The 17,133-nt window shown below is 63.0% G+C and carries 17 protein-coding genes and 1 tRNA gene; 11 read left to right on the forward strand and 7 right to left on the reverse strand.

The genetic code is table 11. The annotated features are described in order from the left end of the window. Positions 1-51: 51 nt before the first annotated feature. Positions 52-864, reverse strand: a complete 813-nt coding sequence (locus tag ACV959_RS14650; protein ID WP_475737301.1) for a hypothetical protein — start codon at positions 862-864, stop codon at positions 52-54. A 321-nt stretch (positions 865-1,185) separates the two neighbouring features. On the opposite strand from ACV959_RS14650, the gene ACV959_RS14655 reads away from it, so the two are divergent. From ACV959_RS14655 to ACV959_RS14685, 7 genes are all read left to right on the forward strand, one after another. Further along, positions 1,186-2,502 (forward strand): RNA-dependent RNA polymerase family protein, encoded by a 1,317-nt coding sequence (locus ACV959_RS14655; protein ID WP_475737302.1) that lies wholly within the window; start codon positions 1,186-1,188, stop codon positions 2,500-2,502. 180 nt (positions 2,503-2,682) lie between these two features. After that, positions 2,683-3,216: a hypothetical protein gene (locus ACV959_RS14660; protein ID WP_475737303.1), complete on the forward strand. Its 534-nt coding sequence runs from the start codon at positions 2,683-2,685 to the stop codon at positions 3,214-3,216. A gap of 134 nt (positions 3,217-3,350) precedes the next feature. Beyond that, positions 3,351-3,554: a helix-turn-helix domain-containing protein gene (locus ACV959_RS14665; RefSeq protein ID WP_475737304.1), complete on the forward strand. Its 204-nt coding sequence runs from the start codon at positions 3,351-3,353 to the stop codon at positions 3,552-3,554. A 158-nt stretch (positions 3,555-3,712) separates the two neighbouring features. Further along, positions 3,713-5,452, forward strand: coding sequence for a tyrosine-type recombinase/integrase (locus ACV959_RS14670; RefSeq protein WP_475737305.1), 1,740 nt, complete (start codon positions 3,713-3,715; stop codon positions 5,450-5,452). A 104-nt stretch (positions 5,453-5,556) separates the two neighbouring features. Continuing rightward, positions 5,557-6,519 (forward strand): hypothetical protein, encoded by a 963-nt coding sequence (locus ACV959_RS14675; RefSeq protein ID WP_475737306.1) that lies wholly within the window; start codon positions 5,557-5,559, stop codon positions 6,517-6,519. Positions 6,520-6,984: 465 nt separating this feature from the next. After that, on the forward strand, positions 6,985-7,536 hold the full coding sequence (locus ACV959_RS14680; protein WP_475737307.1) for a hypothetical protein: 552 nt from the start codon (positions 6,985-6,987) through the stop codon (positions 7,534-7,536). Positions 7,537-7,538: 2 nt separating this feature from the next. After that, positions 7,539-9,140 (forward strand): recombinase family protein, encoded by a 1,602-nt coding sequence (locus ACV959_RS14685; protein WP_475737308.1) that lies wholly within the window; start codon positions 7,539-7,541, stop codon positions 9,138-9,140. On the opposite strand, the gene ACV959_RS14690 is transcribed toward ACV959_RS14685, so the two are convergent. Continuing rightward, a tRNA-Arg gene (locus tag ACV959_RS14690) sits at positions 9,111-9,187 on the reverse strand. The two genes, ACV959_RS14685 and ACV959_RS14690, sit on opposite strands and share 30 nt — an antisense overlap. Positions 9,188-9,353: 166 nt before the next feature. On the opposite strand from ACV959_RS14690, the gene ACV959_RS14695 reads away from it, so the two are divergent. Genes ACV959_RS14695 through ACV959_RS14705 form a run of 3 tightly spaced genes read left to right on the forward strand, consistent with a single transcriptional unit; the run spans position 9,354 to position 11,603 of the window. Further along, the gene (locus ACV959_RS14695; RefSeq protein ID WP_475737309.1) at positions 9,354-10,121 is read left to right on the forward strand and encodes an alpha/beta fold hydrolase; all 768 of its coding nucleotides are present in this window, start codon (positions 9,354-9,356) and stop codon (positions 10,119-10,121) included. Between the two features lie 50 nt (positions 10,122-10,171). Beyond that, positions 10,172-11,008 (forward strand): serine O-acetyltransferase, encoded by an 837-nt coding sequence (cysE, locus tag ACV959_RS14700; RefSeq protein WP_475737310.1) that lies wholly within the window; start codon positions 10,172-10,174, stop codon positions 11,006-11,008. A 1-nt stretch (position 11,009) separates the two neighbouring features. After that, complete coding sequence (locus ACV959_RS14705; RefSeq protein ID WP_475737311.1) at positions 11,010-11,603, forward strand: hypothetical protein; 594 nt, start codon at positions 11,010-11,012, stop codon at positions 11,601-11,603. Between the two features lie 57 nt (positions 11,604-11,660). Here ACV959_RS14705 and parC read toward each other — a convergent pair whose 3' ends face one another. After that, positions 11,661-13,922 carry a DNA topoisomerase IV subunit A gene (gene parC, locus ACV959_RS14710; protein ID WP_475737312.1) on the reverse strand — a complete coding sequence of 754 codons (2,262 nt, stop codon included), beginning with the start codon at positions 13,920-13,922 and terminating at the stop codon, positions 11,661-11,663. 245 nt (positions 13,923-14,167) lie between these two features. On the opposite strand from parC, the gene ACV959_RS14715 reads away from it, so the two are divergent. Continuing rightward, entirely contained in the window at positions 14,168-14,425 is a 258-nt protein-coding gene (locus ACV959_RS14715; RefSeq protein ID WP_475737313.1) for a hypothetical protein, read from the forward strand. On the opposite strand, the gene recO is transcribed toward ACV959_RS14715, so the two are convergent. Genes recO through rnc form a run of 4 tightly spaced genes read right to left on the reverse strand, consistent with a single transcriptional unit; the run spans position 14,389 to position 17,132 of the window. Further along, a complete protein-coding gene (recO, locus tag ACV959_RS14720; protein ID WP_475737314.1) occupies positions 14,389-15,150 on the reverse strand; it encodes a DNA repair protein RecO in 762 nt (253 codons plus the stop codon). The genes ACV959_RS14715 and recO overlap by 37 nt on opposite strands. A 55-nt stretch (positions 15,151-15,205) precedes the next feature. Continuing rightward, the gene (locus ACV959_RS14725; protein ID WP_475737315.1) at positions 15,206-15,433 is read right to left on the reverse strand and encodes a DUF1737 domain-containing protein; all 228 of its coding nucleotides are present in this window, start codon (positions 15,431-15,433) and stop codon (positions 15,206-15,208) included. A 30-nt stretch (positions 15,434-15,463) separates the two neighbouring features. Continuing rightward, positions 15,464-16,387 carry a GTPase Era gene (era, locus tag ACV959_RS14730; protein ID WP_475737316.1) on the reverse strand — a complete coding sequence of 308 codons (924 nt, stop codon included), beginning with the start codon at positions 16,385-16,387 and terminating at the stop codon, positions 15,464-15,466. A 55-nt stretch (positions 16,388-16,442) separates the two neighbouring features. Continuing rightward, the gene (gene rnc / locus ACV959_RS14735; RefSeq protein WP_475737317.1) at positions 16,443-17,132 is read right to left on the reverse strand and encodes a ribonuclease III; all 690 of its coding nucleotides are present in this window, start codon (positions 17,130-17,132) and stop codon (positions 16,443-16,445) included. Position 17,133: the final 1 nt, after the last annotated feature.

Here is a 17,133-nt window from a genome sequence, read left to right on the forward strand (position 1 = left end):
GGGGCAGGCTCTCTGAGCAATCTCTTGCCCAGAGAGGCGGTCATCCGTGGATCAAGAAAGTGCCGGAGCGACCGCTTCCTCATTGAGGTCGGCATCGTCGGTAGCAAACGCCTCGATAATCTCGGAGCACACGGTAGGCCCCAGCCTCTTGACCGCGAGCTGGACAATTTTTTTGAGCGCATCGTCGGAACCGGCCTTGACCCGCTCGACAAGGCTCACGCCTCCACAGAAATCCAGGCAGATCAGCTCAAGAGCAATGGCGTCGACCTCGACATTCTGCTCCTTCTTTACCTTTTCGAGCGCCGTCTCGATGACCTCGACCTGCTCGTCGTGGAACTTGAAAACTTTCGTATGCGTGGCCTGCGAGACGGTGGGCGTCTTGTTGCCCGATTTGGCGACCTCGGCCTGCACGAGCTTTTCCAGTTCGCCCTTGCTGCTCTTGCGCGCTAAATCCGTCCAATGCTCGACATTGTCCTCGGTTAGGACACGAACCAAAGCCCGCATCTTTGTCCAGCCAATGCCGCTGAACGTTTCCTCGTTTAAGGAGAGGTCGCGCAGCTTTTCATAGATCGAGATGAGATAGCGGGCTCTCCGGCGGTCCATGCCGAATTCGCACTCCACAAAGTCGTCCAAACTTTTGTGCGGCTCAAACCAGTGCTTGGCCTTCACCTTGGACAGCATCGCACCTAGGACAAAATACGACTGGTGCAACTGATCTTGCGCAGCGCCGATCCGATCGATCGTCTTCTCCCTCGACAGTAATTCGATCTCGTCGAAGAGAGAGACAAGCTGATTGCCGTCACAAGGAATCTGAGCCACGCAATGTGCGGGCTTGGAGGGCTTCTTTGAGATATTGATAGCCATACCGCATTTCCCATCCAGCGAGTTTCTCAAGCTGTCGGGTGGTCCGCTGCTGGAGGGCGGACCGACAGCGTAAACTGTCAGGTGCCATCATCGCCCTCCTTGGCTCAGGCACGCCGAACTTCTACAGTTCGACACGGGGATATAAGTGGCTTTTCGTTCGCTATGTCAAGGGAAACAAAGCCGCTATTGACTCTGCCAGACAACTAGGGTCATAAAATTTTAGCCTGCTATCACGGAGTTGATCGACCGCAGACGCGCGGAGAGGCACCCTTGGGTGCGCATCTCCGTCCAGAGCGCACCCCATACCAGGGAGTTGTGCTCGTGAGCGTGGTCTGGATTGATCAGGTGCCCTTCAAACACAGTATGAGCCCGTCCGAGCTGTCGGACGCATTGGCGCTGATCAGGCATTGCCGGGAAACGACCAACGCGTGGTTAAGAAGCCTCCACGAGGCAATCGCGGCGCACGACCTCGGCAAACAAGCCGAACTCCACGCGGTGCTGATAGAGAGCCCCGAGGCGATCATCGCCTCCGCAATCGCGGCCAACCGCGAGTTAAAGGCCCGGCGTCGCGGCACGCTTGAGCAGTGCCTGAAGCTGGCCACGACCCTCAACTTCTCGATGCCCATCCCCGAGATCGTGGAGGTCTGGCCTCAGCCCAAGAAGAAGGGCGACTACCGCATGATCTGCGAGTTCGGCCTCATGCACCGGACCGCGCAGGACATCGTCGTCCGCATCATGAACGCGCACTTCGTCCCGCGCCCTTTCCAATACAGCCATCTCGGCGTCCACGCCGCGATCCGCGATGCGAAGGGGCTCATCAACGATGGCTACATCTTCGCGGCGCATCTCGACATCGTCGACTATTTTTGCAGCTTCGTTCCCGACAAGCTGCAAACGGAACTACCACTCCCCGAGGGTGTGGTAGAGCACGCCGTCACAGGACGGCATATGGAAGTGGGGCTTAAACCGGGACTGAAGAAGGCTCACCCTTTCTCTACTCCCTCCCCATCTATTCTACTGAAGAAGGCCCGCTTGGGAGTTCCCCAGGGTGCCGCCAGTTCGTCGATCATCAGCGCGTACTGCATGTCACGCCTTCAATGGTCTCCCATCGAGGGCCTGGCGCTGCTGAATGTCGCTGACGACTTCTTGCTGCTCGCGACCAACGACAAGGCGCGCGGCAAGGGAGTCGATGCGCTCGTGGCTTCCGTCGGGAACATCCCAAGCGGGATATTCGACATCAAGGTCAAAAGTATGCGCACGGCTAACCAGGGCATCCGTTTCCTTGGTCACGAGATGCAAATGAAAGCAGGCGCTCTTCGGACATGGCCCTCAGCGGGGAGCTATGACGAGCTATTTGAAAAGCTCCTCCGGATCGAGAGGAAGCTCGCCAAGCTGTTATACCTTATTGGCCATCCCTTCGGAGACGCCGAGAAGGCGGCGGCCATCGAGGCGCTCGCGTGCTATCTGGCGACCATCAATGGCTGGCGTGCCGCCTTTAGCGAGTGCGATGAGCTCGACCCGCTCTTGGCGGATGCTTACGATGGCTGGCATAGTTGGCGTGGTGAGGTCGGCGTTTCTGTCGAGAAGGTGAAAGCCGCCATCACTCCGGACATGCATTACCGGCCGAGCGGCTACTGAGGAGACATGCTTCTCGATGGCCCCGGGTGCAGCGACCACCCACGGATCGAGACCCAAAGCGATGACGTCCCGCTGATAACCATAAACAAGCTAACGCTCGTAAGATATTGTTTTTATGAGTTTTTAATAGCCTTTATCGGCTAGTCTGATGTCCTCCCAAACATCTGGCTGGAGAACACAATGACTGAGAACGCTTCTAACATCATCGCAACCGTCGTTTCGCTGCTCGATGACTTTGACAACTGCTTCATCGAGCTGGGAAAGCTCCTTCGGCAGGCGCAAGACGAGGATCGTGCGCTGTTCAAGAAGCTGATCGCCTTGCCTAAGCTCGGACGGCGAAAGGGGTACTACCTGGTCCAAGTCCATCGCGCCTTCGATGGGTATCCGATCGATCCCTCGGTTCTGGTTGGCGTCGGCTGGACCAAGCTCTCGATCATCGCGCCCTATGTCAGCGCAACGTCGATCTTCGAACTGCTCGATCTCGCCCAGACCTACAACGCCCATCAGCTGGCTGCGATCATGAAGGGGCAGAACCCGGTCGAGAACGCCAGGGTCGTGCAGCTGTATCTCAGTCCCGAGCAATACAAAGCCTACGCCGATGCGCTCATCCAATATGGCGGAGCCAAGAGAAAGGGCAGCGGATTGGCAGGAGCGGAGCAGGCGCTGATGGTCATCGTCGACATGGTACGAAAGGCGGAGTGGGTGATCGAATAGACCGCCGCATTCCGGTGGACTCACATTGAGTCCGCCCAAGGCATTTTCTCTTTACTGTCGACGTGAATGGGTCATCTGTAGTTGTCGAACCGGATGCAGGTTCTTCCTAGTATCGGCAACTACGGACAGCGCTGATGACCCATTCTAACGGCCTCAGGAAGCCCCAGGAGTTCTACACCATCGCGGAGATCGCGGATCGCTGGCGCGTGTCTGTTCGACATGTGCGGCGGCAGATCGAGTGCGAAAAACTCAAGGTCACACGCTTCGGTAAGGCCGTGCGCGTGTCGGCCGCGAACCTCGCGCTCTATGAAGCAACGCAGGGGTTGTCAGTCACGTGACGACCCCTGTTGTCACCCTATTATTCGAGCGCTTTCAGAAGTAGTGATAAGGCGAGCATAAATAACCGACCAAAATTTATAGTGTATATTTCACAATAAAGGACGCCAGGCGCACATAGTCATCACCAGTCTCTTCTGGCCCTTCGGAGCGTTACACAATGACCCGTTTTCACGAGAAGATCATGACCCTTGCGCATGTTCAGGAGGCCCTCAAGGCGGACGCATCGCTCGATCCGCATGTTCGCAGCGAGCTGTTATCGGCGATAAATCGCTTCTGCCGGATATGCGGCGTCGATCCGACACAAGTAGTCGCCGACCCAACCGCTATACGGACGTTGCGAAAGTCGGCGTCATGGCAGATCGCCGGGTTGAAGGAGCGAAGCTGGGCGAACATCGTAACACGGCTGACGCGCGCCATGAGCCTCACGGGCGTCGACGTTGACCGTCGGCGTCGGAACACGCGGCTGCTCACGGTCTGGGAAGATTTGCTCGCAGGCCTTTCGCAAGATCATTGGAAGCGCCTACGGCGGCTCGCGGGCTGGTGCTCCGCGCGGCAGATCGCACCGTCCGAGGTGACGGAGGCGACTTTCTGGGCGTTCTACCAGTTCCTCCAGACGCAGAGCGTCCAGACCAATTTGCGCGAACGCTGGCACGAAGCGCGGCGCACATGGAACAAGGCGGTCGTGATCCCGGGGGGCATTTATCCGACGATCCCGAACCTCGCCCCGCTGCGCTGGCGCAGCATGTCATGGGCGGAGTTCCCCGAGACGCTGCAGAACGAACTTGCGGCATGGCGGCATTACCTCGCCAGTCCCACCGTCTTCGACGAGCGCGAGGCCCTGCGGTCCGTGACCATCCGCAACTACGATCTGGCGCTGCGGCGCTACGCCTCCCGGCTCGTGGAGACGGGCGTTCAACCGAGCGAAATCGCGTCGCTACCCGATTTGCTTGACCTCGAACGAATAAAGCAGGGCCTTCAGCCGATCAAAGGCGAAGACAACTCCGATCAGGCGCGCGGGCGGCTTCATGTCGTTCTCCAAGCGCTCCTGAGCATCGCGCGGTTCGCCCAACTCGCCCCGACCGATCCCGGGTTCGAGGACCAGCAGCGGCAGTTCACCTTCCTCAGGAAGCTCGCTGCGAAAGCCCGCGTTCAGCAATTCGGCATGGTCCGAAAGAACCGTGACCGGCTCGCAAGACTGAGCGACGCGACCGCTGCACGGCGGTTTCGCAATCTGCATGCGGTCGTCGCGTCGCGCTACGAGGGCATCAAGAAGCCGACCATCGCGCAGGCCCACGAGATGCAGATGGCGGCGATCCTTGTCCTGCTCCTCGACCTCCCGCTCAGGATCAAGAACGTGGCGGCCCTCGATCTCGAACGGCATATCTCTCGGCCGCCGGGGGGGCAGGATGGGCCGTGGCGGATCGCCTTCGCGGGCGAGGAGATGAAGAACGGCCAGCCTTTCGAGGCCCAACTCGGGGAGGAGGCCAGCGCCTTCCTGTCGGATTATGTCGCCCGGTTCCGCCCGGCGCTCCTGAAGGGTCCATCGTCGACCCTCTTCGTCAGCCGGACGGGGCTCGCCAAGAAGCCGACGACGCTCTCGACACAATTCTCGGCCTTCATCCGTCGCGAGTTGGGCCTGGAAGTCAATCCGCACCTCCTGCGCCATCACGCCGGCATGCTGTGGCTGAACAACATGCCCGGCGAATATCATGCCCTCAGCAAATTGCTGGGCCACGCTTCGTCGAAGACGACGGAGCGCTCCTACACGGGCGCGGAGACCAAGACCGCGCAGGATCGCTATCACAGCCTGCTGGACGCGCTCCGCGCTCAAGATCGGGTGTCGGCGGTCGGAAGCGACGTAGAGTTCCGCCGGCGGAGGCAAGGAGCCACCGCATGAGCAAAGGGTCCTTTTCCTCGCTGAAGCGCACAGACTGGCCGAAGCGCGATCGCGAGCTTTGGCTCACCGCCCGCGCGCCCGGTGACTTTTTCGAGGATGCCGGGTTGGCCGCCGGATGGCGGCCCGCGACGGTCGCCAATGTCGAGTATCACTACGGAACGTTCCTGTGGTGGCTCCAGAGCGCCGGACGCCTCGATGCCGGCGCTCAACCCCTCGACCGCGCGAGCGCCGTCAACATCCAGGACTTTATCGACGCCTATACGGTCGACCATGCCGCTTCGTCGGCGGCGGCGATCATCCATGTGATTGCTGACATGGTGCGGGTGACGAGCCCCGAGGCCGAGGTTCCTTGGATCATGCGGCTCGCGCAGCGCATGAAGGGCAAGGCCAAGCCTCTCAAACCCACGTCCCAGCGCCGCATCCCTATCATTTATTTGATCCGTGCTGGCGATGAGCTGATCGAACGTGGCCGCAGCACTTTGAGGGACGATCCGGCAGCCGGCGCGCTGCTGTTCCGGGACGGGCTGTTGATCTCGATGCAGATCGCGCTGCCGCTCAGGCGCAAAAACCTTGCTTCGCTCCGGCTCGGCGTGTCGCTGACCAGGGACGAGACGCATTACGGGGTCCGGTTCCATGGCGACGACATGAAGAATGGACAGGATTTTCACGGCAGCTATCCGGAGAGCCTGACCGAGGCGATCGACTTCTACGTCGACACGGCCCGCCTAATACTGCGCGCCGGCGTCTTGGGTCCCGATGACGGATCGTTCTGGTTGGGCCGCAGGGGCGCGCCGATGAAGGGCTTGAGCATCTCGTTCCGCCTTAGCGAGCTGACCGAGAGGCACGTCGGTATCCCGTTCGCCGCTCACTCCTTTCGACACAGCGCGGCGACAGACATTGCGTTGCTCGACCCTCGGCATGTCGGGATCATCAAGAGCGTTCTCGGTCACGCGAGCCCACTTTCGGCGGAGCATTACAATCTCGCCTCCGGCTTCGAAGCGCAGAGTCGCTATCAGGAGCTTTTGGCGGACCTCAGACGACGCGACAGGGAAGCGCCGACGGAATAGCGCAGCCCCGAGCACAGGAGGCGGGTGATTAAGCTTAACACGCAATTAATTGCAATTACTTAGCATCGCTCACTGCCGATCCGTCAGAGCGAATCGCCCGTGCTCGGAAATTTGGGGGTGGACGCAATTTGAGCCCACCCTTTTACATGTCCCTTTTTGCCTTCTTCGATTGCTCGTAAAGACTGGAGGGTGAAACGACGCCCCGACGCACAGGAGCAGCCGCGTTCCCCAGAGGACACCTCGAAAGAGGCTCCTCCTAGACGGCGCGCCTCGCAAAAAGTACGGCGCCGCGTCGATCACGTTCGTCGCTCAAACCGCCTCACCGCGCTCGCGGCCGAGAACGAACTCACCGTCAAAGTCGAACTGCCAGCTCCTCTGCCTCCAATAAAATCGGAGATCGCTTTGTGGCGCGCGTTCCTGGCTGACGAAATTGAGGCCATCCTAAAATGTAAGGAGAATTAGGAAATGAAGACCGCCAAGGCGCTTCCACAGCTTGATCGAAGGACGAGCATGATAAGACCCGACAGGGTCAGCTATTACGCATACGCCATCCACGTGCAAGCATACCGTCAACTTGCCCAGGGCGTCCGTGCGCTGTTCAAAGGTAGAGACGTCATTTACCACGGAACGCGCTACCCGACCGCGATCCTTGCCAGTGGAACCCTCGCTCATTCTCCTATTGTCCCTAAAGTCGCATTCACGCGCTCGCCAGAGGAAGCGGCCTACTGGGCGACACTCTGGAGAGACGAAGATGAGGGCCGTGGCGCTGTGCTTGTCTTTGACCGACGCCAACTTCGCGCGCGTTATCATCTCGAATGCGTTGTCGACCCTGGTTCCTCCGCAGATGAGCAAGAGGAGTTCGTCTGGCGCCGTAATATTGCTCTCTGCCATGGCCTGATTGCTTTCGTGAGCGAGCCCTATCTCGGCAGAAGCCACAAAGAGCGTTTGACGGCACGCACGATCGCAGAAAAGATAAGGATACCTAAGCGCAGGAAGTCGCCAACCCGAGTTCGCTAAACATGGCTCAAGCCGCCATCTACATCCGCGTCTCGACCTCTCGTCAGGCCGAGCGCGACCTCTCTCTCCCTGATCAGGTCGCTCAATGCCGCGCCTACTGCGAGAAGCAGGGTTGGGATGTGGCAGAGATTTTCTCTGAACCCGGCGCTTCCGCGTTGGATGACGATCGTCCGATCTTTCAAGAGATGATCTACAAGGCGACGCGACCAGATCGTCCCTTCGATTATGTCGTTGTTCATTCGCTGAGCCGCTTCAGCAGAGACTCACTCCATTCGGAACTCTACGTCCGCAAGCTGCGCAAGGCCGGCGTCGAACTCGTCTCGATCACGCAGGCGGTCAGCTCCGACGCAACAGGCGAGATGTTCCGCAAGCTCCTGAACGTCTTCGACGAGCATCAGTCGCGCGAGAACGCAAAGCACGTCCACCGCGCCATGTGCGAGAACGCCCGTCAGGGCTTCTGGAATGGTTCGCACGCGCCCTATGGCTACGGCGTCAAGGTGGCCGAACGGCGAGGCAACAAGGACAAGAAGGTCCTCGTGATCGACGAGGACGAGGCACGCACTGTCCGTCACATCTTCGGCATGGCGACCGGCGCAGTCGGCCATCCGGTCGGCGTCAAGGCGATCGCGACACACCTGAACGAGCGCGGCATTCTGAGGCGCGGTCGCAGGTTCTCGACCGGCAGCATCCACAACATCCTGACAGCTACCACTTATCATGGTCGCAGTTACTTCAATCGCACCGATAGCCGGAACGGGACGCCACGTCCGCCGTCCCAGTGGGTGCCCTTCGACGTCCCCGCGATCATCGACGAAGAAACCTTCAATACCGCGCAGGCCCTGCTGAGGAGCCGCAACCCCAAGCGGATGCCGCCCCGCGTGGCCAACGGGCCGACCTTCCTCGCCGGGCTCGCGCGCTGCGGTCACTGCGGCGCGGCCTTGATCCAGAACACCGGCAAGGGTGGAGCTTATCGATATTATACCTGCTCTCGGAAGCTGAAGGAGGGACCTACGGCTTGCCGAGGTCTCCGCATCCGCATGGACAAGCTCGACGGCATCGTCGTCGGCGAGGTCGCAAGGCGGGTCCTTGAACCTCAGCGCCTCACGGAGATGCTCCAGTCCTATGTGAAAGCCTCGGCGGAGAGGGAGACATCCGACCGCGACCGGCTGGCCAAGCTGCGGCGCGAGTTGACTGAGGCAGAGGCCGGGATCGAGCGCCTGCTCGATCTTGTGGAAAAGGGCCTGATGCATGTCGAGGACCTGCGCGACCGCCTGACTGCCCTCAAGCTGCGCCGGGAGGAGGCCGCCAAGGAAATCTCGGCCCTGAGGGACAGGATGGCGTCGGGTGAACCCCGGATCACTCCCGAGAAGGTCGCCCGCCTCGCGGTCCTGCTCAAGGAAAAACTCCAAGGAGGACCGCCGGAGCTGCGCCAAGCTTACGCCCGGCTCCTCATGGACGAGGTCACGGTCGACCACGACGAAATCCGCATCACGGGCTCAAAAACCGTGCTGGCGCGGGCCGCCACGCAGGAGGCGGACATGCCGCCGTCTGCGGTTCTCTCTTTTGTTCGGGAGTGGCGCGCCCGAAAGGATTCGAACCTCTGACCCCCAGATTCGTAGTCTGGTGCTCTATCCAGCTGAGCTACGGGCGCCCGCGACGCGATTGCGTATTCGCCCGTCTAGGGCGTTTCGCGCGTCGACATGCGCTCGTTTAGCGGCAAGCGAGACGATTGGCAATAGCCGCCGTCATTTTTGGCGCAAGGACGCTTGCGCGCCGGGAGCTAACCTTTAATTAGAAACCGTCACCCAGGATTTGCGATGGAAACTTTCGTCTCGAACGGCGTCGAGATTGCCTATTCGGATTTCGAGCCGTTCTCCCAGGACAAGCACGAGCCGATCGTGCTCATACATGGCTTCGCCTCCACCCACGCCGTCAACTGGCTGTTCACCCAATGGGTCAAGACGCTGACGGAGGACGGACGGCGCGTGATCGCATTGGACAACCGCGGCCACGGCCGGTCGCAGAAACTCTACGATCCCGCGCAATACGCCCTCGACCTGATGGCGGACGACGTCGCGAATCTGATGGACCATCTCTCCATCGCGCGGGCCGACGTCATGGGCTATTCGCTCGGCGCGCGAATCGGCACGTTCCTGACCGCCGCTCGGCCCGACCGCGTCCGGTCGCTGATTCTCGGCGGCATCGGACGCTATCTAGTCGAGGAAGCAGGTCTGCCCGGCGGACTGGCCGAGGCGATGGAGGCCGAGCGGATCGAAGACGTCGAAAGCCCCATGCTCAAGATTTTCCGCGGCTTCGCCGAATCGACGCGCAGCGATCTCGCGGCGCTCGCCGCCTGCGTGCGGGGCGCGCGCAAAACCGTCGACCCGGCGCTGCTCGCGAAAATCGCCTGCCCCGTCCTGATTTGCGTCGGCACCCGCGACGACGTCGCCGGCGATCCCTCGCCCCTCCAGCCCCTGTTCCGGGACGTGCGCATCGTCGACATTCCCGGGCGCGACCACAACCGCGCGGTCGGCGACCGCATCTACAAGCAGGCCGTGCTGGAATTTCTGGCGGCGCGCCCGTGATGCGCGGGCGCCGCAGAGGCGCTATATAGCCGCCGCAGGAGGAGCGCCACATGGCCGCCGACGCCGCGACCGTCATCGACTTCGACCCGCTTCTGGCCCGTCTGCGGCTGGAAGCTGAGGATATTCTGCGCCGAGAGCCGGAACTCGGCGGCTTCATCCACCCCGCCGTGCTGGCGCAGGAGTCCGTCGCGGGCGTGGTCGCCCATCGCGTCGCCCAGCGCCTCGACCGGCCGGAAGTCTCCTATGCAGCGATCCGTCAGGCCTATGACGCCTGCATGGCGCACGACCCCGCGATTGTCGACGCCATTCGCGCCGATCTCCTCGCGGTCGTCGAGCGCGACCCCGCCTGCAACCGGCTCATCGAACCGGCGCTCTATTTCAAGGGCTTCCACGCCCTGCAGACGCATCGTCTGGCGCACTGGCTGTGGAAGAACGGCCGCAGCGACCTGGCGCTGACGCTGCAAAGCCTTTCTTCGCAGATTTTCCAGACCGACATTCACCCGGCGGCGCAAATCGGCAAGGGCGTCTTCATCGACCACGCCACCGGCGTCGTCATCGGCGCGACGAGCGTGATCGAGGACGACGTCTCCATGCTTCACGGCGTGACGCTCGGCGGCACGGGCAAGTCGCGCGGCGACCGGCACCCGAAGGTGCGGCGCGGCGTTTTGATCGGCGCCGGCGCAAAGGTTCTGGGCAATATCGAGATAGGCCGCTGCGCCATGATCGCGGCGGGCTCGGTGGTGCTGGACTCCGTGCCGGCGAACAAGACCGTGGCGGGCGTGCCGGCGCGAATCGTGGGCGATTCGAAATGCGCCGAACCGGCGCTCGCCATGGACCAGATGCTGGCGGTTCTGGATGCGGGAATGGACTCGAGGGCGGGGTTGTAACGTGAAAAAGATTTTGTTTGGCGCGGCGTTCTCCATTCTGGCCGCTGCGGGCGTCGCATCGCAGGCGCAGGGCGCCGGCTGGCATTACTACGATCCGGAGTGTCCGATCGCGCTCGGCGAGAAGACGATGAAATTCGTCGCGATGCAGCCCAAGAAAAGCATTGACCGCGAATGCGTGGCGCTCCCCGACGCCGGCGCCTCCGTCATCGTGCTCGACGCCGCCGACAATGAGCTGCGCGACATGAACTGGGACATTCGCGTGCTAAAGGCCAAGGGGCCGGACGCCCAGCCGGATCCGGACGCCGACGCAGTCTCGCGCCTGCCCGTGCAGAAATTCCGCAACGGCATGGTCAATTTCGATCAGAATTTCAAGGAGCCCGGCTATTACGTGCTCTATGCGAAACTCGTGAGCGACGACGGCGCCAAAAGCTACGAGGGCCGGCATCCCTTTTCGGTCGGCGTGATGACCGACGAGGAGTTTTATCTCTATGTCGGCTTTGGCGTCTTCGCGGCCGTCGCCGGCGCCGTCGCCTTCACGCTGTGGCGGCAGGGGAAGCTGTTCTTCAAAATCCCGGATTTTTCGAAGCCGGCGTGAGGCGTCTCAACCGGGCCGCAGGAAATCTGCCGGCGGCGGAGAGAATGAGCCTCCGCTTCACCCGAACCGGTTGTTCTTCGGGAATCCGCGCGGCGGCAGCCGGCCCGCTTCCGCGCGATGGCCCATCCACTCGCCCAGTTCGGCCGCCGCGACGTTGAAGACGCGGCCCGCCGCGTCCGTCCAGCTCAGCCCCTCCGCGAGGGCGAAAACCCTCGCGTCGGAGACGCCGCCGTCCTTGTAGCGCTGCATCCGCACGCCCTTGCCGCGCGCCATGCGCGGCGCCTCCGAGAGCGGGAAGACGAGGAGCTTGCGGTTCTCGCCGATGATGGCGACATGATCGCCTTCGGCTTCCGTCACGATCTTCAGTTTCGCGGGCGGCTCCACCGTCAGCACCGCGCGGCCTTTCTTGGTCGAGGACAGAAGGTCGTCCTGCGCCACGACGAAGCCGCGCGCGTCGTCGCCGATGAGCAGCAGCCACGCGCCCGCCGTATGCGGCAGCACGCGCGCGACGCCGGCGCCCTCGTCGATGTCGGCGTAAAGCCGGATCGGCTCGCCGTGCCCACGCCCGCCGGGGAGCTTAGAGGCGTCGAGCGTGAAGGCTTTGCCGTTGGTCGCGAGCACGAGGATCTTCGTCGTCGTCTGCGCGAAGAAAGACGTGTCGAGTTCGTCGTCGCCCTTGAACTGGAGCGACGACAAATCCTGCACATGGCCCTTGAGCGCGCGAATCCAGCCCTTCTTCGAGACGACTACCGTGACCGGCTCGCGCTCGATCATCGCCTCCGCAAGATCGAGATCGACCGCCGCAGGCGCGTCCTCGAATGTGGTGCGGCGCTTGCCGATCGGCGTCTGCGGCCCGTAAAGTTTTTTCAGATCGCGCACCTGGCCTGCGATCGACCGCCACTGTTTGCCTTCGTCGGCCAGCAAGCCTTCGAGTTCGGCGCGCTCTTTCGTGAGATCGTCGAGTTCGCGGCGCAACTCCATCTCCTCGAGCCTGCGCAGCGACCGCAGGCGCGTGTCTAGGATATAGTCGACCTGAAGATCGGTCAGCTTGAAGGCTTTCTTCAGCTCGCCCTTGGCGTCGTCTTCCTCGCGGATGATGCGGATCACTTCGTCGAGATTGAGGAAGACGATGATCATCCCTTCCAATTGCTCAATGCGCCGCAGGATCGCCGCGAGGCGGTGGCGCGAGCGGCGCTGGAGCACGGCGCGGCGATGATCGAGCCATTGGCGCAGCGCCTCGTCGAGCGAAACGACGCGCGGCGTCACGCCATCGACCAGCACGTTCATATTCATGCTGAAGCGCGTCTCGAGCTCGGAGAGCTTGAAGAGCGTCTCCATCATCAGCGCGGGATCGACGTTGCGCGCGCGCGGCTCGAAGACGATGCGCACATCTTCCGCCGATTCGTCGCGCACGTCCGCCACCAGAGGCAGCTTGCGCTCGGAGATGAGCTCCGCGAGTTTCTCGATGAGGCGCGATTTCTGCACGCCATAAGGAATCTCGGTGACCACCGCCACCCAGCCGCCGCGCGGCAATTCTTCCTTCGTCCAGCGCGCGCGCACGCGGAAGGAGCCGCGCCCGGCGCGATAGGTCTCGACGATCTCCTCGCGCTTGTCGACGATGACGCCGCCCGTCGGAAAATCCGGCCCCTGCACGAAGGTGAGCAATTGCTCGCTCGTCGCAGAGCGATGCGAAATGAGATAGAGCGCGGCGTCACACAGCTCGGCGAGATTATGCGGCGGGATCGAGGTCGCCATGCCCACAGCAATGCCCTGCGCGCCATTGGCGAGCAAGTTGGGCAGCGCGGAGGGGAGGACGATCGGCTCCTGCTCTTCGCCTGAATAGTTCGGCTTGAAGTCGATCGCGTCCTCGTCGATCCCTTCCAGCAGCGCGCGCGCGACAGCCGTCATGCGGGCTTCAGTGTAGCGATAGGCGGCGGCCGAGTCGCCGTCGATATTGCCGAAATTGCCCTGCCCGTCGACGAGCGGATAGCGCGACGAGAAATCCTGCGCGAGCCGTACCAGCGCGTCGTAGATCGCCTGGTCTCCGTGCGGATGGTAGGAGCCCATCACGTCGCCGACGATCTTCGCACATTTCTTGAACGGCGCGCCTGGATCCAGCCGAAGCACATGCATGCCATAGAGAATGCGCCGGTGCACGGGTTTCAGACCGTCGCGCGCGTCGGGCAGCGCGCGGTCCGTGATGGTCGAGAGCGCATAGCGCAGATAGCGCTCCTCGAGCGCCTCGCGCAGGTCGACAGGCGTCACGACGCTCTCGCCGCCGCCCTTGCCCTTGCCCGCCGATCCGCCTTTCTGAGCCATGCGATCCGTTCCCGTTCGTTCGTCTGACGCCCGTCCTACGGGCGCCGCGCCGCCCGCGCAAGCGCGCCGGAATCCGCGCGAGAAGCGCTAAACCAAGCCCTCAACGGGATTTTCATTTTTTGAGCGATAGTGTCGCGAATTAGAGCTTGCGACGCTTTGACGCCCTCCCTAAAAAGGAGTCGACAGCGTCGTCGACGCTCATCTTTCCGGGGCGCTTTCCTCTTACATCTCCGCGGCTTCCATACATGACGTCGACCCCCAGATTCGTTGGTTTTTTCGGCATGGCGCTCATGCTCGCGGGCGCGGCGCAAGCGCTCGAAGGCGCTCAGCTCGTCGCAGGCGATTCGGCGCGCGCCCAGCGCCGCCATGCCGAGTCCATGACTGAAGAAGCCCGCAACGACAGCGCCATGCAGGCCGTCTGCCGGGAAATTCTCGTCGATACGGACGAGGGATACGGCGTGACGAATCACGAATCGCGCGTCATCTGCGACGAATTGCGCTGACCGCACGGCTCCGGCGCGAGCGCATCGACATAGAGCGCGCGCGACGCCGGCATGGCCGCGCCGCGCGGCGCCAGCACGTCTCGAATCAGGAAGTGGCCGGTCAGCCGGAAGGCCGCCACAATGTCTGCAACAGACGTCGGCGCCTCCTCTTCCTGCAGGAATCGCGGATAGGGCAGAAGTCGCTCCTTCCAAGGCCCGGCGGCTGCGCGGTTCACCGCGCGGCCGGACTTCGGCGAAACGAATGCGAGGTCGTCGCGCGTTCCGGTGAGCGCGCAAGCGTCGAGATCCAGGCCAAAGCCCAACGCGGCGAGAAGCGCCAGTTCGAATCGCGCCATCAGAGGCGCGGCGGCGTCGGGCGAACCGAGCCGGGCGGCGATGGCGTCGGCCATGACGAATAAGTCTTCATGCGGATCGCGTTCCGGCAGGAGGCGCAGCAGCGCGGAAAGCGCCGCGACGCCATGCAACGCCGCGCTACGGTCGAGATAGCGCGCGGCGCGCGCCGCGAGCGGCTCGACGGCGAAGACGCCAAGATGGTCCTCGAGCCGCGCGCGCCATGTCGCGAAGACGCGATTCCCCGGCTGCAGGACCGGCCTCATGGCCCTCGACCGGCCGCCGCGCACAACGCCGAGGCAGCGGCCACGAGCGCGAGTCATCAGCTCGAGAATAACCGAGGTCTCGCCATGCGTTCTGGCGCCGATGACGAGGCCTTCGTCCTGCCATTCCATTTCAGCACCGACGCCCCTGCGCGAAGGGAGAGGATAGCGGGCGGGCGGCCCGCCCTCACTGTTCCGAGAGCTTCATCTCGGGATTGTAGTCCACGCCCTCGATCTCCTTGACGACCGCCTGTCCGCAGATCACGCGGCCTTGCGCCGAATCGAAGGTCAGCGTCGGGCCGCCGTGAAGCATCCAGCCCTTGCTCAGGGCCTCTGTGACGCGATGACAGAAGGTCGCGTCGTCCGGGCCGGTGAGATAACGGTAGACGGTGAGCGTTTTCGACTTGTTCGACATGGCAACCTCGCGAACGCGTTTCGCGCGATATTAATCGCCCTTCGGATAATCGAGCCGCATCTCGCGATAGCGCTCGGGATCCTCGGCCCAGTTTTCGCGCACCTTCACGAAAAGGAAGAGATGCACGGGCTGCTCGGCGGCCTCGGCGATCTCGCGCCGCGCCGCCGCGCCGATCGCCTTGATCGTGCGGCCGCCCTCGCCGATCACGATCTTTTTCTGACCTTCGCGCGCGACATAGATCGTCTGTTCGATTCGCGCGGAGCCGTCCTTCTGATTTGTCCAGCTCTCGGTCTCGACGGTCGACTGATAGGGCAGTTCGTCGTGCAGCCGCTCGTAGATCTGCTCGCGGGTGATTTCGGCCGCGAGCAGCCGCAGCGGGGCGTCCGAGAGCTGGTCTTCCGGATAGAGCCAGGGTCCGGGCTTCATGCGTTTCGCCAGCGCGTGGAGAAGATCCGGCACGCCGTCGCCCGTGAGGGCCGAGATCATAAAGGTCTCCTCGAATTTCTCCCGCGCATTGAGCTTCGCCGTCAGCGACAGCAGCTTCTCGCGCGCAACGATGTCGACCTTGTTCAGGACGAGGATCTTCGGCGCTCTGGTCTCGGCCAGTTGCGTCAGGATCGCCTCGACCTCCTCGTCGAGCCCCCGGCGCGCGTCGACGAGCAGGACGACGACGTCGGCGTCGGCGGCGCCCGAGAGCGCGCTCGCGACCATGGCGCGGTCGAGTTTGCGCTTTGGCTTGAAAATGCCGGGCGTATCGACGAGCACGATCTGCGCCGGCCCGTCGATCGCGATGCCGCGCACCAGCGCCCGCGTGGTCTGCGCCTTGCGCGAGACGATCGACACCTTGGCGCCGACCAGCTGATTGAGCAGCGTCGACTTTCCGGCGTTGGGCGCGCCGACGAGCGCCGCAAAGCCGCAGCGGGTTTCCTGTTCGAGATCGTGTGTGTCGCTCAACAACTGCTTCCCATTCCCGCGCCGCCCGCTGCCTCTTTCCCGCTTCGCGGAGAGGTTACTCGCTTACGCCCTCGCGCGCCATGAAGGACGCCGCCGCAGCCTGTTCGGCGGCGCGCTTGGAGCTCCCCGCCCCGACCGCCGGCTCGAAACCCTCGATCTCCACCGCCAGCTCGAAAGACGGCGCATGGTCCGGGCCGCTGCGCGCCACCATGCGATAACGCGGCGGCGAGAGGCGGCGGGCCTGCGCCCACTCCTGCAGAGCCGTCTTGGAGTCGCGCAGATTGCGCCCGGCCTCTCGCATCTTGGGGCCGAAGGCGGCGCGCACGACGCGCTCGGCGGCCTCGACGCCGCCATCGAGGAAGGCCGCGCCGATGATCGCCTCGCAAACGTCGCCGAGGATCGCCCGCTTCTTGCGTCCGCCCGTCTGCGCCTCGCCCTCGCCCAGGCGCAAATGCGGGCCGACGCCCCAGGCTTCCGCGACTTCCGCGCAGGTCTCCTTGCGCACCAGCGCGGCGAGTCGGCGCGAGAGTTCGCCCTCGCTCTCCTCGGGGAAGCTTTCATAGATCATATGCGCGACCGCGAGGCCGAGCACGCGGTCGCCGAGAAACTCCAGCCGCTCATAGGAGTCGGGCCGCTTCGCAGCGGCGCTGACATGGGTCAGCGCCCAGCGCAGCAGCTCCTTGTCGGCGAAGGCGTGACCGACTCGCGATTCGAGCGCGGAAAGATCGGGCTTCGCCCGCGCCATG

Source organism: Methylocystis sp. Se48, from assembly GCF_056269425.1.

Excerpts from the sequence above, each read along its gene's own strand:
- ACV959_RS14650 (WP_475737301.1), bottom strand. The coding sequence starts at position 864 with ATGGCTATCAATATCTCAAAGAAGCCCTCCAAGCCCGCACATTGCGTG.
- ACV959_RS14660 (WP_475737303.1), top strand. The coding sequence starts at position 2,683 with ATGACTGAGAACGCTTCTAACATCATCGCAACCGTCGTTTCGCTGCTC.
- ACV959_RS14665 (WP_475737304.1), top strand. The coding sequence starts at position 3,351 with ATGACCCATTCTAACGGCCTCAGGAAGCCCCAGGAGTTCTACACCATC.
- ACV959_RS14670 (WP_475737305.1), top strand. The coding sequence starts at position 3,713 with ATGACCCGTTTTCACGAGAAGATCATGACCCTTGCGCATGTTCAGGAG.
- ACV959_RS14680 (WP_475737307.1), top strand. The coding sequence starts at position 6,985 with ATGAAGACCGCCAAGGCGCTTCCACAGCTTGATCGAAGGACGAGCATG.
- ACV959_RS14685 (WP_475737308.1), top strand. The coding sequence starts at position 7,539 with ATGGCTCAAGCCGCCATCTACATCCGCGTCTCGACCTCTCGTCAGGCC.
- ACV959_RS14695 (WP_475737309.1), top strand. The coding sequence starts at position 9,354 with ATGGAAACTTTCGTCTCGAACGGCGTCGAGATTGCCTATTCGGATTTC.
- cysE (WP_475737310.1), top strand. The coding sequence starts at position 10,172 with ATGGCCGCCGACGCCGCGACCGTCATCGACTTCGACCCGCTTCTGGCC.
- parC (WP_475737312.1), bottom strand. The coding sequence starts at position 13,922 with ATGGCTCAGAAAGGCGGATCGGCGGGCAAGGGCAAGGGCGGCGGCGAG.
- ACV959_RS14715 (WP_475737313.1), top strand. The coding sequence starts at position 14,168 with ATGACGTCGACCCCCAGATTCGTTGGTTTTTTCGGCATGGCGCTCATG.
- recO (WP_475737314.1), bottom strand. The coding sequence starts at position 15,150 with ATGGAATGGCAGGACGAAGGCCTCGTCATCGGCGCCAGAACGCATGGC.
- ACV959_RS14725 (WP_475737315.1), bottom strand. The coding sequence starts at position 15,433 with ATGTCGAACAAGTCGAAAACGCTCACCGTCTACCGTTATCTCACCGGC.
- rnc (WP_475737317.1), bottom strand. The coding sequence starts at position 17,132 with ATGGCGCGGGCGAAGCCCGATCTTTCCGCGCTCGAATCGCGAGTCGGT.